Source organism: Flavonifractor porci (assembly GCF_037572415.1).
In the GTDB taxonomy this organism is placed as follows: domain Bacteria; phylum Bacillota; class Clostridia; order Oscillospirales; family Oscillospiraceae; genus Flavonifractor; species Flavonifractor porci.
In genome coordinates this window covers 1-14,146 of sequence record NZ_JBBHLB010000002.1, presented here as the reverse complement: position 1 = coordinate 14,146, position 14,146 = coordinate 1, and the positions used below count along the sequence as shown (strand labels likewise).

The window sequence follows — 14,146 nt, the reverse complement described above, 5'->3', positions numbered from 1 at the left end:
TTTTTCCTCTTTTCTTTGAAAAAAATTCAGAACTGTCTTTTTACTGCTGAACCGCCGGTACTAGACCGCACATTCTGGAACACTGGCTTTCCAACACAGCGCTCAATGCTGTTGGAACAGCGCTCTGGCGGCGGGCCGGCTTGTGTGTTATAATAAGCATAATGTATCCATATCAGCCTCCGAACCCCCGGATTCGGAGCAGAAAGAAGGTGTCAGGCCATGCTGTGTGAAGTGCGTTCCCTGGGCCTCACCGGCATCTCAGGCTATGAGGTGCGGGCGGAATGCGACCTGTCCGGCGGGCTGCCCGCCTTTGAGATCGTAGGCCTGCCCGACGCGGCGGTGAAGGAGGCTCGGGACCGGGTGCGCTCCGCCATCAAAAACTGCGGCTTCTCCTTCCCTGTCTCCCGCATCACCGTCAATCTGGCCCCCGCCGACCGCAAAAAGGGGGGCACGGTGTACGACCTGCCCATTCTGGTGGGCATCCTGGCGGCTGGAGAGCAGCTCCGCCTGCCCGCCGGCCCCTGCGCCTTCGTGGGAGAGCTGTCCCTGTCCGGGCAGCTGCGGCCCATCCCCGGAATGCTGCCCATGGCTCTGGCCGCCCGGCGGGCTGGTATCAAGGATCTGTACGTCCCCGCCTCCTCCGCCGCTGAGGCCACTCTGGCGGTTGGTGTGAATGTTTACCCGGTGGAGAGCGTCTCCCAGCTGGTAGCCCACCTGCGGGGGGAGACCCCCATCCTCCCCGCCGACCCCTGGACACCGGGGGCCGATCCGGAGGCGGAACTGGACTTTGCCGACGTGAAGGGTCAGGAGAACGGCAAGCGGGCTCTGGAGATCGCCGCCGCGGGAGGCCATAACCTTTTGATGGTGGGCCCGCCGGGCTCGGGCAAATCCATGCTGGCCCGCCGCCTGCCCTCCATCCTCCCCGACATGACCCGCCGGGAGGCTCTGGAGTGCACCGAGGTCCACTCGGTCATGGGGCTGACCAGCGAGACCCGTCCCCTCCTTACCCAGCGGCCCTTCCGGGCCCCTCACCATACCGTCTCCGCCATGGGCATGGCAGGCGGAGGCTCTACTCCCCGGCCGGGAGAGATTTCCCTGGCCCACAACGGGGTGCTCTTCCTGGACGAGCTGCCCGAGTTCCACAAGGAGGTACTGGAAACCTTGCGCCAGCCTCTGGAGGACGGGGTAGTGCAGATCAGCCGGGTGGCGGGCACGGCGGTCTTTCCCGCCCGGTTCATGCTGGTGTGCGCCATGAACCCCTGCAAATGCGGCTGGTACGGTACCGACCGTTGCCGCTGCTCCCCTCAGGCGGTGGATAAGTACCTGAGCAGGCTGTCGGGACCCCTGCTGGACCGGATCGACCTGTATGTGGAGGTGCCCGCTCTGGACTTCGACCAGCTGTCCCGGCGGTCCGACGCGGAGCCATCCGCCGTTATCAAGGCCAGAGTGAACGCCGCCCGGGCCATCCAGACCGCCCGCTTCGGGCCAGAGGGGCCCGACTGCAATTCTCACATGGGCCAAACGGAGCTGGCCCGGTTCTGCCAGCTGGACGAGGCAGGCACCGCCCTTATGAAAGGGGCCTTCGACCGGATGGGCCTGACCGCCCGCAGCTACGACCGCATCCTGCGGGTAGCCCGCACCATCGCCGACCTGGACGGGGCCGAGCGCATCGGGGTGGAGCATCTGGCCGAGGCCATCCAGTACCGGGAGAGCGCCTCCCTGGGAAGGTGAGCCTAATAAACACAACAAAAAATGCGGCCCGGAACAATTCCTGTTCCGGGCCGCATTTTTTGTTAAAACTTGGTACCTCCAAACTCGTGGAAGGTGAGGTTCTTGTTGCGCTCCTCCGTCCAGTTAATGGCCCACTGGGACCCGAAGAGGAGCAGCTGGTTGCCCTTGTAGTCCTCCACCAGCTTGGTGTCGGTACCCAGGTTCAGGTCCTCCTCCTTCACCGGCTGGCCATCCTCGGTCTCGATCCACCGCAGGTACTCGTAGGGCAGGCCCTCCATATAGAGGTCCACGTTGTACTCGTTCTTCAGCCGGTACTCCAGCACATCAAATTGCAGGGTACCCACCACGCCCACAATGACCTCCTCCATGCCGGAGTAGGGGGTCTTGAAAATCTGGATGGCGCCCTCCTGGGCAATCTGCTCCATGCCCTTCAGGAACTGCTTGCGCTTCATGGTGTCCAGGGAGCGCACCCGCTTGAAGTGCTCGGGAGCGAAGGTGGGAATGGGGTCAAAGGTAAACTTCTTGGCGGCGGTACACAGGGTATCGCCAATGGAGAAGATGCCGGGATCAAACACACCGATGATGTCGCCGGCGTAGGCCTCCTCGATGATCTCCCGCTCGGCGGCCATCAGCTGCTGGGGCCGGGACAGGCGGATCTTCTTGCCGCCCTGAACGTGGTAGACCTCCTTGTCCGCCTCGAACTTGCCGGAAACGATACGCATGAAAGCGATCCGGTCCCGGTGAGCCTTGTTCATGTTGGCCTGGATCTTGAACACAAAGGCGGAGAAGCTGTCGTCCATGGAGTCGATGATCTCCTCCCCCGCCTTCCGGGGCAGAGGAGCGGTGGTCATCTGGAGAAAGTGCTCCAGGAAGGGCTCCACGCCGAAGTTGGTGAGGGCGGAGCCGAAGAACACGGGGGACAGCTTGCCGTGGCGCACCCGGTCCAGGTCAAACTCGGCGGCAGCGCCGTCCAGCAGCTCGATCTCGTCGGTGAGCTGCTGATGGAGCCGCTCGGTGATCAGGCCGTCCAGATTGGGGTCGCCCAGCTCCACCTCGGTGGCGGTGGCGGCTTTGGCGCCGCCGTTGGAGGTAAAGTGGATGATCTTCCGGCTGCCCCGGTCGTACACGCCCTTGAAATCCTTGCCGCAGCCAATGGGCCAGTTGACAGGGTAGGTCTCGATGCCCAGCTCCTTCTCCAGCTCCTCCAGCAGTTCAAAGGAGTCCCGGGCCTCACGGTCCATCTTGTTGATGAAGGTGAAGATGGGGATGTCCCGCATGGCGCACACCTTGAACAGCTTCCGGGTCTGGGCCTCCACGCCCTTGGCGGCGTCGATGACCATGACGGCGGAGTCGGCCGCCATCAGGGTGCGGTAGGTGTCCTCGGAGAAGTCCTGGTGGCCGGGGGTGTCCAGAATGTTGATGCAGTAGCCATCGTACTGGAACTGCATGACGGAAGAGGTGACCGAGATACCGCGCTGCTTCTCGATCTCCATCCAGTCGGAGGTGGCGGCACGGGTGTTCTTCTTGCCCTTGACCTGTCCGGCCTGGGCAATGGCTCCGCCGTAGAGCAGGAACTTTTCCGTCAGGGTGGTCTTACCGGCGTCGGGGTGGCTGATGATGGCAAAGGTTCTGCGCCGTTTGATTTCAGATTCATATTGTGACATATTGAGTAACCTCCAGATTTCAGGGCGCGGAGCCATCATCAGCCCTCGCGCCTTTTGGCGCGTCCAAGCGTTTTCGCCTTGGCGAAAACCTTGCCGCAGGGCGGATTCATTCCGCCCGAGGATGTGAAATCATTTGGGACCCCATAAGGCCCCGCAGGGGCTTTATGGGAGCATGATGGCAAAGGTGCGCCGGCGCTTGATTTCAGATTCGTATTGAGACAAGGTATGGTTCCTCCTTGTAATAATATCAAAAAACAACGTATGGACGGTATTTACGGCGGACTGAGCCGCTCCACCGCCGCCGGGATATCCGCGAAGGCGTCCACCCGGGGCACCTCATGGTCGATGTGCCCAAAGCCGTAGGCGGCGTGAAGGAAGGGCACCCCCGCCTGGGCGGCGGCGTTGCAGTCCCCCTGGGTATCCCCGATGTACAGGGGCTTTTTCAGGCCGTTTCGGGTTACCACCAGGGCGATATTGTCCCCCTTGGGTTTGCCGGTACGGCCGGGGTTTTCATAGTCGGTGAAATACTTCCCCAGGCCATTGGCCTGGAAAAAGGCCTCGATGTAGCCGTCCTGGCAGTTGCTGACGATGAACAGGGGGTATTCCTGGGCCAGGATCTCCAGGGTCTCGGGCACCTTGGGATAGAGGATGCCGCCGTGGCGGGCCACATGGGCGTTCTCCTCCTCCAGCAGCCCGTCCAGCAGGGGCTGGATCTCCTTCCAATCCAGATCGGGCAGCAGCTTTTTCACAATATCGGGCAGCAGCATCCCCATACAGCCGATGAGCCGGGGCCGGGTGATCTGCCCGGCATACTGGGGCGCGAGGCGCTCCAACACCCGGTTCCAGGACAGACAGATGGCATCCACCGAATCCCACAGAGTGCCGTCCAGATCAAATAACAGTCCGTCAAACAAGAAAAAGCGTCTCCCGCTGAAATACATACTCTGATACTATATCATACCCGCCGCAGGCATTTCAAGCCTGCCGCCTCCGCCTTTTTGCACAAAAAGGCCCCGCCCGCCGGAATCTCCGGCGGGCGGGGCGGTATGACGGAATAGTAAAGAGAGGGGGCAACTCAGGCGGGCAGGGGCACCGCCGCCAGGGGCTGCTGGAAACAGCGCCGGGGCAGCTCGGATACAGCGGCACAGGCAGCCTTCCAAGCCTCCTCCCCGGACAGGTCCATCCGGGTCTGGAGATCCATGGCCAGCCGTCCGGCCTGACCGGCCAGCTCCCGGGCCAGTGCCCGGCCCAGGCCGGTCAGGTGGATCTTGCCGTAGCGCTCCTTGTCCACCAGGTTTTTGTCAATGAGGATGGACATCATACTGGTGACCGACGCCCGGGAGACCGCCAGCGACGCGGCAATGTCCTTGGAGGAGACCTCCAGCCGGACCTGGGAGAGATCGTAAATGGTCAGCAGATAGCGGATGTTGGTGTTGGTCAGTTCCATGGTATGCTCCTTCCTAGCGTTTGGCGGGTTCTTCCCGGCCGGGGTGACACATACCGGAGCATCCGCAGCTCCCGCAGGAACCGCCGCAAGAGCAGCTGCTCTTGCCGTGACGCCGGTTGTGGATGCCCCGGGCCACAATGGCCGCGCAGAGGGCCGCAATGGCCAGACTGATGAGAATAGTGGGTAGCATAGAGATGCTCCTTTCCTTAATAAGATGGGCGGGGCGTCTTACTTGACGGCGGCCACCGCCCGCAGATTCGTGCCGGACTCCTCATACTTGTTTTTCCGCACCAGCAGGTAGATGAGCCCCGCCAGGCAGATCAGGGCGGCCACGGTGCCCGCGCCGAAGGCCACCTGGCCCAAAATCAGGCCGCCGATCTGGTAGACGATGAGGGAGATCACGTAGGCAAAGCCGCACATATAGCCGATGGCGGCCAGAGTCCACTTGGGGCTGTTCATCTCCCGCTTGATGGCGCCCATGGCGGCAAAGCAGGGGGCGCACAGCAGGTTGAAGATCAGGAAGGAGTAGGCGGAGATGGCGGTGAAGGCGGCAGCCATATCCACGGTCAGGTTACCGGGGTAGAGCACGCCGAAGGTGGAGACAACCTCCTCCTTGGCGATGAGGCCGGTGACCACAGCCACGGTAGCCTCCCAGAAGCCGAAGCCCAGGGGCGCAAAGATAAAGGATACGGCGTGGCCCACAGCGGCCAGCAGGGAGTCGTTGTTGTCCTCCACCATCTGGAACACGCCGTCCACGAAACCGAAGCCCTGGAGGAACCACAGAATGATGGAAGAAAGCAGGATGACGGTGCCGGCCCGCTTGATGAAGGACCAGCCACGCTCCCACATGGCCCGCAGCACGTTGCCGGCGGCGGGGGCATGATAGGCGGGCAGCTCCATGACGAAGGGAGCGGGATCGCCAGCAAAGCCCTGGGTCTTTTTCAGAATGATGCCGGAGATCACCACCGCCGCCACGCCGATGAAGTAGGCGGAGGTAGCCACCCAGGCGGAGCCGCCGAACAGGGCTCCGGCGAACAGGGCGATGATGGGCATCTTGGCGCCGCAGGGAATGAAGCCGGTGGTCATGATGGTCATGCGCCGGTCCCGCTCCTGCTCAATGGTGCGGGAGGCCATGATGCCGGGTACGCCGCAGCCGGTGGCCACCAGCATGGGGATGAAGCTCTTGCCGGACAGGCCGAAGCGGCGGAAGATCCGGTCCATAATGAAAGCGATGCGGGCCATGTAGCCGCAGTCCTCCAGCAGGGCCAGCAGCAGGAAAAGCACCAGCATCTGGGGCACAAAGCCCAGTACCGCGCCCACGCCGCCGATGATGCCGTCCAGCACCAGGGACTGGACCACGGGGTGGGTGTTCCAGCTGGTAAGGGCATTCTCCACCAGCACAGGGATGCCGGGTACCCAGACGCCGTAGTCGTCAGGATTGGGCTCAGAGACCTTGAGGGCTTCCTGATAGGCCTCCTCGGTGACGGGCACCACGGTGGTCTCGCCGGTCTCGTCGTCGTAGAAGTAGACCTCACTCTCGCCGGCCTCATAGCCCTCGATCATGGCGGAGGCCTCCTCCCAGGCGCCGGAGTCCTCCTCCCAGGCCTCGGTGTCGGCGGTAAATGGCACGAACCAGCCGTCGCCGAACAGGCCGTCGTTGGCCCAGTCGGTGGCCCGGGCGCCAATGGCGAAGGAACTGCCGCCCATGGCGATGGCATACACCAGGATCATCACCGCCACAAAGATGGGCAGAGCCAGGATGCGGTTGGTGACAACGCGGTCGATCTTGTCGGAGGTGCTCATGGAGTGGGCGGCCTTCTTCTTTTTCACGGCCTTGCCCACCACCGAGCTGATGTAGGCATAGCGCTGGTTGGTGATGATGCTCTCGGCGTCGTCGTCCAGCTCCCGCTCGCAGTCGGCAATGTGGGTCTCCAGGTGCTCCTTCAGCTCCCCGGTGAGATTGAGCGCCTCCAGCACCTTTTCGTCCCGCTCAAAGACCTTGATGGCGTACCAGCGAAGATACCGCCCATCCACCAGGCCGGCAATGGACTCCTCGATATGGGCGATGGCGTGCTCCACGCTGCCGGTGAACACATGGGGCAGCTCGCCGGCCTTCCTGGTCTTGGCCAGCTCCACCGCCCGCTGGGCGGCCTCTTTGCCGCCCTCGCCCTTCAGAGCGCTCATCTCCACCACCTGGCAGCCCAGGGCGTCGCCCAGCTTCTGGAGATCGATCACGTCCCCGTTCCTGCGGACCAGGTCGATCATGTTCACCGCCACCACCACCGGGATGCCCAGCTCAATGAGCTGGGTGGTGAGGTACAGGTTGCGCTCGATATTGGTACCGTCCACAATATTCAGAATGGCGTCCGGCTTCTTGTTCACCAGATAGTTCCGGGCCACCACCTCTTCCAGGGTGTAGGGGGACAGGGAATAGATACCCGGCAGGTCCTGGATGATCACATCCTTGTGGCCCTTCAGCTTGCCCTCCTTCTTTTCCACCGTCACGCCGGGCCAGTTGCCCACGTATTGGCTGGAGCCGGTCAGGGCATTGAACAGGGTGGTTTTGCCGCAGTTCGGGTTGCCCGCCAGCGCGATCTTCAACTCCATCTTCTTACTCCCTTCTTGATTAGCATTAGCTAACCATCCTTCTGAAAAATAGCCTTCCCCCAGGGGAAGGCGGGCGCACACTGTGCGCCCCTACGGGCTGCCAAAGAACCCTTACGCAATCTCAATCATCTCGGCGTCGGCCCACAAAACAGACTGTTTTGTGGGATCCCATTTGACTCAAATCAGCCGAAATCAATCCGGCTGATTTCAAGGTTTTGCCTCCGGCAAAACGCTTGACGCCGCACCTGCGGCGAGCGCCGACGCCATAGAATTTCTACGCAATCTCAATCATCTCGGCGTCGGCTTTACGTACGCTCAGTTCATAGCCCCGCACGTTCAGCTCCATGGGATCCCCCAGGGGAGCCACCTTTCTGATCTGGATGGCCACACCTTTGGTAATACCCATATCCATAATGCGGCGCTTCACCGCGCCCTCGCCGTGGAGGCGCACCACCGTGACGGTGTCCCCCACCTTGGCGTCCTTCAGCGTTCTCATTGCTCCACTCCTCTCAAATCATGATTCGTCCGGCCATGTTCCGGTCCAAGGCGATGCGGCTGTCTTTTACCTGTACGATCAGGTTCCCGCCCATCTCGCTGACCACAGTGACTGTGGCGTCCATCACAAAGCCCAGCTCGGCCAGGTGCTGGCGCAGTTCATCCTTTCCCGTGATTTTCCGGATGGTGACCGGCTCTCCCTGTTTCGCCAGTGTCAGCGGCATCATAGTTCCTCCCTCCCAACGGCGGCAAAGCCGCCCGTGATAATAGATCTTAATCCAACTTTGGTTAGCTATAGCTAACCTCCTCTAACGTGTATGAGTTTACATCAACTAACCTCCATTGTCAATCCCCTTTTTTAAAAATTTTGCTTTCCTCTCCTGCGCGCCGCTTGACTCGTACATTTGTTTTATTTATAATGAACCTATCTTATTTAAGGAGGCGGAGCCCTATAAAACAGGTCAAAATCACCGTTTTACGCAAGCAGCTCTATCCCGATCTTGTCCTCTGCTATCTGACCGAGCCGCCGGAGGACTGTGTCTGCGGTTTCTTTGAGGAAGGCGACGCCTTCCTCTACACCGGCGGAGCGGAAATGCCGGCTGGCTTCTGCCCCTGGGCCTGGATCGACATTTACCGCTCGGTCTCCGCCTTATCCTGCGGGGCCACCTACACCCCCTGGCAGCAGGAAGAGGGCACCTCAGTGGTGTGCTGCACCGACGGCATCCGTCCGGTCAGCTTTCTATTGGAAGCGGTGGACCCTGTCTGAGCGGCAAAAAACGGGCGGCCCTGAAGGCCGCCCGCTTTTTACTGCTCCACCAGTTCCCCCAGCCGCAGCAGGGCGGCCAGCAGCACCAGCAGAGAGGCCCAGAAATTAACCTGTCCTCCCTGCTCTCCCCTGCCCTTCACTCCCAGGCAGAAGAAGTACCCCAAAGCCAGCACCACCAACACAGAGCTGACCTGCCGCAGACCCGTCACATCGGGAGCCTTCCCCGTACAGTATAATCCCCGCCGCTGTTTGTCCAGGGCCAGCCAGGACAGACAGATAGACCCCAGCAGGATACTGAGAAAAAACAGGGATCGGTCCGCTGTCCTGATCTGTTCCTGTAATACCTGCTCTTGCATCAAAAGCCCCCCTCTCACCAGTTTATCGGTGAGAGGGGGGCTTTGTGACGCTTACACGCCGGGATTCTTGGTAAAGTGGATGGTGTAGGACTGCTCCTCGTTCTCATTGTCCGAGGCGTCCTTCAGGGCGCCGGCGGCCAGATCGAACTTGAAGGTACCCTCCACATACTTATTGCCGTTGTGGTTGGTGACGGTGATGTGGAGCTTGGTGGGATCGGCCTCGTCGATGACAAAGGTGCCAAACTCGTGGCCGTCGATGGTGATGTGCTGGGTCTGATCCCCGGCAACCACCGCCTCGCTGAGGGTGACAGTGAGGCTGGTGAACTCCTGGCCCTCGTCAAAGTTGACGGTGGCGCCGTCCTCCACCACCTGGTCGTCAATGGCAAAGCTCACCACGGTGGGAGCGGTGGTGTCCAGGGGCACGGACACGTCGGAGACGGTCATCTCCTCATCCACAAAGTACATGGAACCAAACTGGTTGCCCGCCTTGTCCTTCACAGAGAAGTAGAAGGTCATGGGACTGCCGTCGGCGGCCTGACGCAGCAGGGCGGTGGCCACGGGGTTCAGGGTGATCTCCCACTTCTGCTCGCCCTGGGTGTCCGTGTACGCGCTGGTGTAACCCAGTCCGCTCTCCTCGTCCAGGAACTCATAGCTCTTGGCCTCCACGGTGAACTCGGGGAAGCTGGCCTCCAGGCTGTGGTCGATCTCCAGGTAAGCCAGCTCACCATCGTCGGACACAGGCACGGTGAGGGTCAGGGTGTCGTCGTCGCCCAGCAGGGTAACGCTCTCCTTCTCCAGCACGGGAGCGGTGACGTCGGCCTCGGCCTCCTGCTCAAAGGCCACGGTCCAGACGTAGTAGGGGGTACGGCCCTCGTCGTCCTTCAGGGCCACATGACGGCGGGCGGTGAGGTAGCCGGCAGAGTTGCCCGCCTCGTCAAAGAGTTCCTTGCCGTAGCGCATACCATCACCCAGCTTGGCGCTGTTGAAGTCAAAGGTCCAGACAAACTCGGTCTCGTTGTCCACATACAGGTTGGTGATCTGCACGTCGCCGGAGATGACGTAGCCCGCGGACTGGAGAGCCTCGTTGCTCACCACGTCGCCCTCGGGGGTGGAGGAGCTGCCGATCTTGGTCAGCACCCCGTCCTCCTTGGTGTACAGCGCCTCAGAGAAGCGGATAGTCACCTTGCCCTCCTCTTCGCTCACCTGAGCGATGGAGGGAGCCGGATCAGCGGGCTCCTGGCCACCGTCGCCGCCGTCGCCGTCGCCGTCGGAACCACCGCCGTTACCGCCGCCGGAACCGCCGCCATTGCCGCCGCCGGAACCACCGCCGTTACCGCCGCCGGAGCCTCCGTTGTTATTGTCGCCGCCCACCTGGTTACCTTCGCTGTCGGTGGGCTGATCCACGCCGTCGGTCACCTCCAGGCTTCCGGGCAGCCTGCCGTCCAGCACCACGCCGTCGGCGTTGACGGAGGCCTTGTCGATGGAGCCCTGGTTATCCACCTGGGCAGCGGCGTTGAGGGCCAACTCCTTTACGGAGGCCTCCTTCTCCACCGCCAGCTGAGCCTCGGCGTTGACGCTCATGTAGCCGGCGGAGGTGCTGCCGGAGAGGGTCAGCTCCACGGGAGCATCCACCTTCACGGTGGCGGCGGTCAGATCCTGAGCGGTGATCTTGGCTCCGGCACTGCCGGGAGCCACCACCAGACCGGCGGCCTGACCGGACACCTCCACCTGGGCGCCGCTGCGGGCGGCGGACTGACCGGCGTTGACCACCACAAAGCGGCCCTCGTCCTCCGCCTCCACCTGGGCGGAACCGGTAATGTAATCGCTGACGGCCTTATCCATCAGCGCCATGATAGATGCCCGGTCAATGTTGGCCATGGGAGCCAGGTGGGAGCCGTCCTCCACGCCGGACAGGATGCCAAGTTCGGCCAGAGGAGCCAGATACCCGGCCGCCCAGCCGGCGGCGGTGCCGCCGTCCACAAACTGGCCCAGATTGGGCTCCTTCTCCTCACGAATACCCATGGCACGGGCAAACATCACCATGGTCTCCTGCCGGGTGATGGTGTGGGTGGCATTGCAGTTGGCCCCGTCTCCCTCCAGGATGCCTGCGGCAGTGCACTTCAGAATGGCGTCGGCGTACCACTCGTCGCCCTTCAGGTCGGCGTAGTGGTTGGGCGCCTTCTCGCTCAGGCCCAGCAGCCGCACAAAAATGGTGGCCAGCTCGCCGCGGGTCAGGTTGGCGGCGGGCCGAAACAGGCCCTGGTCGTCTCCCTCCACCAGACCGGCCTCCAGCCAGCGGTGAATGGAGTCAGCCGCCCAGCTCTGGCCCACGTCGGGCAGACTAGTCTCCCTGGCGGCAGCCAGGGCGGGGCTGCCCATGGACAGCCCCATGGACAGGGACAGCAACAGGGCCAGCGGTTTCTTTGCTTGCATGGGTAAATTCCTCCAAGTTACGATTATTGATAAAATATGGCGCATTTGCTCTGCAAAAATTCCATACTGGTTTGGTATTATACCATGTCGTGCTCCAGTGTCAAGGAATCGGGGCAGGCCAAATATTGCCATTCATTCAGGGCATAAAAAGAGGACCCGTCCCAGCATAACTGCCGGAACGGGTCCCGTGGAAAAGAGGAGAAGAACGCGAAATCACACAAAGCAGCGGATCAGGTTGTAAACACTGATGCCGGTAATGACCAGCAGCAGCCAGAAGAACAGCTTGTCCACAGCCTTGTTATCCATACGGCGGCTGAAGCTGCGGCCCATGGTGCCGCCCACCACGCCGCCCACCACCATGGCGATGAGGACGGGCCACTCAAAGACGGGCACGTTCTGACCGATCACGGTGTTGAGGAAGCTGGCTCCCTGAGAGAACAGGATGACGTACAGGGAGTTGAGGGCCGCCGTCTTGGAATCCATGGAAAAGAAGTAGTAGAGCACCGCCAGGTTGATGGGACCGCCGCCGATGCCCAGGAAGGAGGACAGCACGCCCAGGGCCAGGCCGATGAGCACACAGGCCGCACCGTTTCGTACATCCAGGGTGCGGATGCGGGGACGGTTCAGGGTGTAGGCCAGCACGCCCAGGGTGAGCAGGATCATCAGCACCTGCTGGGCCACCGACACGGCGGAGCCGCCGGCGTCCTTCACGATGTCGAAGAGCTGCTTGCCCACGATACCGCCCACGGCGGCGCCGATGGCCAGCAGGGTGCCCCGGCGGGGCTCCACCTTCACCTCGCCCCCGATGCTGCGGAGCATGGAGGTGATGGTCATAGCCAGCACGGTACAGCCGGACAGGAAACTGATGGTGGCCACCGGCAGGCCGGACACGGCGTCCATCACCGGTTTGATGATGACGCCGCCGCCCACGCCGCTGATCCCTCCGATGGTAGTAGCCAGAATGGCTACCAGGAAGTTAAACAGGGTCTGCATGCCCGCTTACCGCAGAGAGATGAACCGGCTGTCGTAAGCGCCCAGCAGGGGCTCGCAGTAGGCCTTGAACTCGGGCTTGATGCTGGCGCCGTCCTCGCCGATCCACTCCAGGGGGAACTTCTTCTCGGCGTTGGCCACCTGCTCCAGGGGGATCAGGCAGGTCTTGGAGGAGTAGGGGTTCCGGGTGGTCTCAAAGCCCACCATAAAGCCGGTCTTGCCCTCCACAGCGGAGCGGACGGCGCAGGCGCCGGCCTCCTCGGCCTCCTTCTGGTCGATCTCGGACATGAGGCCCACGCTCACCCGGCCCAGCAGGCCGGGCTTCTCGGACCGGGACTTCAGGCCGGTCTCCTGCATGATCATGTCGCTGAGGGCCTGAGCGGCGCCGCCGGGCACCTTGTGGCCGAAGCCGTCCACCAGGCCGGAGTCGGCCACGGGGGAGCCGTCGGCATAGTGGATGCCCTCGGAGATGGTCACCAGCAGGCCGCGGCCCTTGGCCCACTTCTCCTTGACGGCGGAGAGGAACTTCTCCTTGTCGAAGGCCACCTCGGGCAGGTACACCAGATGCTCACAGGGCATCAGGTCGGCGTACAGGGCGGAAGCGGCGGTGATCCAGCCGGCGTTGCGGCCCATCATCTCCATCACCACCACGTGGATGGGCAGGGCGGACACGTCCTGAGCCAGCTCCAGAGCGGAGACAGCGGCGTACTTGGCAGCGGAGCCAAAACCGGGGCAGTGATCGGTCACGTCCAGATCGTTGTCGATGGTCTTGGGGATACCGATGACACGCAGCTCATAGCCGGTCTCCACAGACAGGTTGTAGATCTTGTTGCAGGTGTCCATGGAGTCGTTGCCGCCGTTGTAGAAGAAGTAACGGATGTTGAACTTCTTGAAGCACTCCAGCACGGCGGGATAGTCGGCGTCGGTGAGCTTGCGGCGGCAGGAGCCCAGGGCGGAAGCGGGGGTCTTGGCCAGCAGGGCCAGATCCTCGTCGGCAAACTTGCCCAGGTCGATCAGGTCCCCGGCCAGAATGCCCTCAGCGCCGAAGCGGGCGCCGTAGATGGTCTCGATCTCGCCGTGGAGCTTGGCCTCCCGGACAGCGCCCAGCAGGGAGCTGTTGATCACCGGGGTGGGGCCGCCGCCGTGGGCGATGAGCATATTTCCTTTCAGCATGACAATGCCCTCCTTATACGTTGCTCAGATCGTCGTCCTTCATGCACAGATGGACGGCGCCCAGCTTGAAGGTCTGGGGCAGAGCCAGGATGTTGGGATTCTCGCCCACGAACTTCTTCTTGGCGTCCTCCAGAGCCTCCTCGAAGGTGGCCCGGGTCTTGAGGCCCATGCCGCGGGCAATGCCGGGCTCCTGAGCGCCCACGATATAGATGGCGCTGGTGTTCATCTCGGCGATGTGGCCGCAGCTCATCATGGAGAAGCCGTGGAAGGGGTGGAAGGCGTTGCAGAAGCGGTACTTGCGGATATACTCCTCGTTGGTGGCAAAGTACTCGCCGTAGCGGTCCATATCGGGCAGGATGTTCATGTAGTCGTGCTGGAACATCTCATACAGCTCCCGCAGGTAGGGCCAGCGCTCGTCGTGGAAGTAGCCGTTGCAGATGGAGGAGCAGATGATGACGCAGTTGTCCTTCATGACCCGCTTGTG

The 14,146-nt window shown here is 62.2% G+C and carries 13 protein-coding genes and 1 pseudogene; 2 read left to right on the top strand and 12 right to left on the bottom strand.

The window, feature by feature from the left end:
• Positions 1–219: 219 nt before the first annotated feature.
• Positions 220–1,731 carry a YifB family Mg chelatase-like AAA ATPase gene (locus WHJ28_RS02330; RefSeq protein ID WP_340039500.1) on the top strand — a complete coding sequence of 504 codons (1,512 nt, stop codon included), beginning with the start codon at positions 220–222 and terminating at the stop codon, positions 1,729–1,731.
• A 62-nt stretch (positions 1,732–1,793) separates the two neighbouring features.
• Here WHJ28_RS02330 and WHJ28_RS02325 read toward each other — a convergent pair whose 3' ends face one another.
• From WHJ28_RS02325 to WHJ28_RS02295, 7 genes are all read right to left on the bottom strand, one after another.
• Positions 1,794–3,395, bottom strand: coding sequence for a peptide chain release factor 3 (locus tag WHJ28_RS02325; RefSeq protein WP_340039498.1), 1,602 nt, complete (start codon positions 3,393–3,395; stop codon positions 1,794–1,796).
• 272 nt (positions 3,396–3,667) lie between these two features.
• Positions 3,668–4,309: an HAD family hydrolase gene (locus WHJ28_RS02320; protein WP_340039497.1), complete on the bottom strand. Its 642-nt coding sequence runs from the start codon at positions 4,307–4,309 to the stop codon at positions 3,668–3,670.
• Between the two features lie 161 nt (positions 4,310–4,470).
• Positions 4,471–4,842, bottom strand: a complete 372-nt coding sequence (locus WHJ28_RS02315) for a metal-dependent transcriptional regulator (protein ID WP_340039496.1) — start codon at positions 4,840–4,842, stop codon at positions 4,471–4,473.
• Between the two features lie 13 nt (positions 4,843–4,855).
• Positions 4,856–5,032, bottom strand: coding sequence for a FeoB-associated Cys-rich membrane protein (locus WHJ28_RS02310; RefSeq protein ID WP_340039495.1), 177 nt, complete (start codon positions 5,030–5,032; stop codon positions 4,856–4,858).
• A gap of 38 nt (positions 5,033–5,070) precedes the next feature.
• The gene (gene feoB, locus WHJ28_RS02305) at positions 5,071–7,449 is read right to left on the bottom strand and encodes a ferrous iron transporter B (protein WP_340039494.1); all 2,379 of its coding nucleotides are present in this window, start codon (positions 7,447–7,449) and stop codon (positions 5,071–5,073) included.
• Positions 7,450–7,723: 274 nt separating this feature from the next.
• Complete coding sequence (locus tag WHJ28_RS02300; RefSeq protein WP_087188430.1) at positions 7,724–7,945, bottom strand: FeoA family protein; 222 nt, start codon at positions 7,943–7,945, stop codon at positions 7,724–7,726.
• Between the two features lie 13 nt (positions 7,946–7,958).
• Entirely contained in the window at positions 7,959–8,171 is a 213-nt protein-coding gene (locus WHJ28_RS02295; protein ID WP_340039492.1) for a FeoA family protein, read from the bottom strand.
• A gap of 191 nt (positions 8,172–8,362) precedes the next feature.
• Here WHJ28_RS02295 and WHJ28_RS02290 point away from each other — a divergent pair, with 191 nt between their 5' ends.
• A complete protein-coding gene (locus WHJ28_RS02290) occupies positions 8,363–8,710 on the top strand; it encodes a TIGR04076 family protein (protein ID WP_425461093.1) in 348 nt (115 codons plus the stop codon).
• Positions 8,711–8,748: 38 nt separating this feature from the next.
• Here WHJ28_RS02290 and WHJ28_RS02285 read toward each other — a convergent pair whose 3' ends face one another.
• The 5 genes and pseudogenes from WHJ28_RS02285 to WHJ28_RS02265 form a co-directional block, all read right to left on the bottom strand.
• Complete coding sequence (locus tag WHJ28_RS02285; protein WP_340039491.1) at positions 8,749–9,066, bottom strand: hypothetical protein; 318 nt, start codon at positions 9,064–9,066, stop codon at positions 8,749–8,751.
• A 51-nt stretch (positions 9,067–9,117) separates the two neighbouring features.
• Positions 9,118–11,499: an S-layer homology domain-containing protein gene (locus WHJ28_RS02280; RefSeq protein WP_340039490.1), complete on the bottom strand. Its 2,382-nt coding sequence runs from the start codon at positions 11,497–11,499 to the stop codon at positions 9,118–9,120.
• Between the two features lie 213 nt (positions 11,500–11,712).
• Entirely contained in the window at positions 11,713–12,492 is a 780-nt protein-coding gene (locus WHJ28_RS02275; protein ID WP_340039488.1) for a sulfite exporter TauE/SafE family protein, read from the bottom strand.
• A 6-nt stretch (positions 12,493–12,498) separates the two neighbouring features.
• Positions 12,499–13,662 (bottom strand): 6-phosphofructokinase, encoded by a 1,164-nt coding sequence (locus WHJ28_RS02270; protein WP_340039487.1) that lies wholly within the window; start codon positions 13,660–13,662, stop codon positions 12,499–12,501.
• 13 nt (positions 13,663–13,675) lie between these two features.
• A pseudogene (locus WHJ28_RS02265) lies at positions 13,676–14,146 on the bottom strand (lactate racemase domain-containing protein); the annotation flags it as partial.

Coding starts and splice junctions, on each gene's coding strand:
- WHJ28_RS02280 (WP_340039490.1), bottom strand. CDS start 11,499: ATGCAAGCAAAGAAACCGCTGGCCCTGTTGCTGTCCCTGTCCATGGGG.
- WHJ28_RS02310 (WP_340039495.1), bottom strand. CDS start 5,032: ATGCTACCCACTATTCTCATCAGTCTGGCCATTGCGGCCCTCTGCGCG.
- WHJ28_RS02325 (WP_340039498.1), bottom strand. CDS start 3,395: ATGTCACAATATGAATCTGAAATCAAACGGCGCAGAACCTTTGCCATC.
- WHJ28_RS02290 (WP_425461093.1), top strand. CDS start 8,363: ATGAACCTATCTTATTTAAGGAGGCGGAGCCCTATAAAACAGGTCAAA.
- WHJ28_RS02275 (WP_340039488.1), bottom strand. CDS start 12,492: ATGCAGACCCTGTTTAACTTCCTGGTAGCCATTCTGGCTACTACCATC.
- WHJ28_RS02300 (WP_087188430.1), bottom strand. CDS start 7,945: ATGAGAACGCTGAAGGACGCCAAGGTGGGGGACACCGTCACGGTGGTG.
- WHJ28_RS02315 (WP_340039496.1), bottom strand. CDS start 4,842: ATGGAACTGACCAACACCAACATCCGCTATCTGCTGACCATTTACGAT.
- WHJ28_RS02295 (WP_340039492.1), bottom strand. CDS start 8,171: ATGATGCCGCTGACACTGGCGAAACAGGGAGAGCCGGTCACCATCCGG.
- WHJ28_RS02330 (WP_340039500.1), top strand. CDS start 220: ATGCTGTGTGAAGTGCGTTCCCTGGGCCTCACCGGCATCTCAGGCTAT.
- WHJ28_RS02270 (WP_340039487.1), bottom strand. CDS start 13,662: ATGCTGAAAGGAAATATGCTCATCGCCCACGGCGGCGGCCCCACCCCG.
- WHJ28_RS02285 (WP_340039491.1), bottom strand. CDS start 9,066: ATGCAAGAGCAGGTATTACAGGAACAGATCAGGACAGCGGACCGATCC.
- feoB (WP_340039494.1), bottom strand. CDS start 7,449: ATGGAGTTGAAGATCGCGCTGGCGGGCAACCCGAACTGCGGCAAAACC.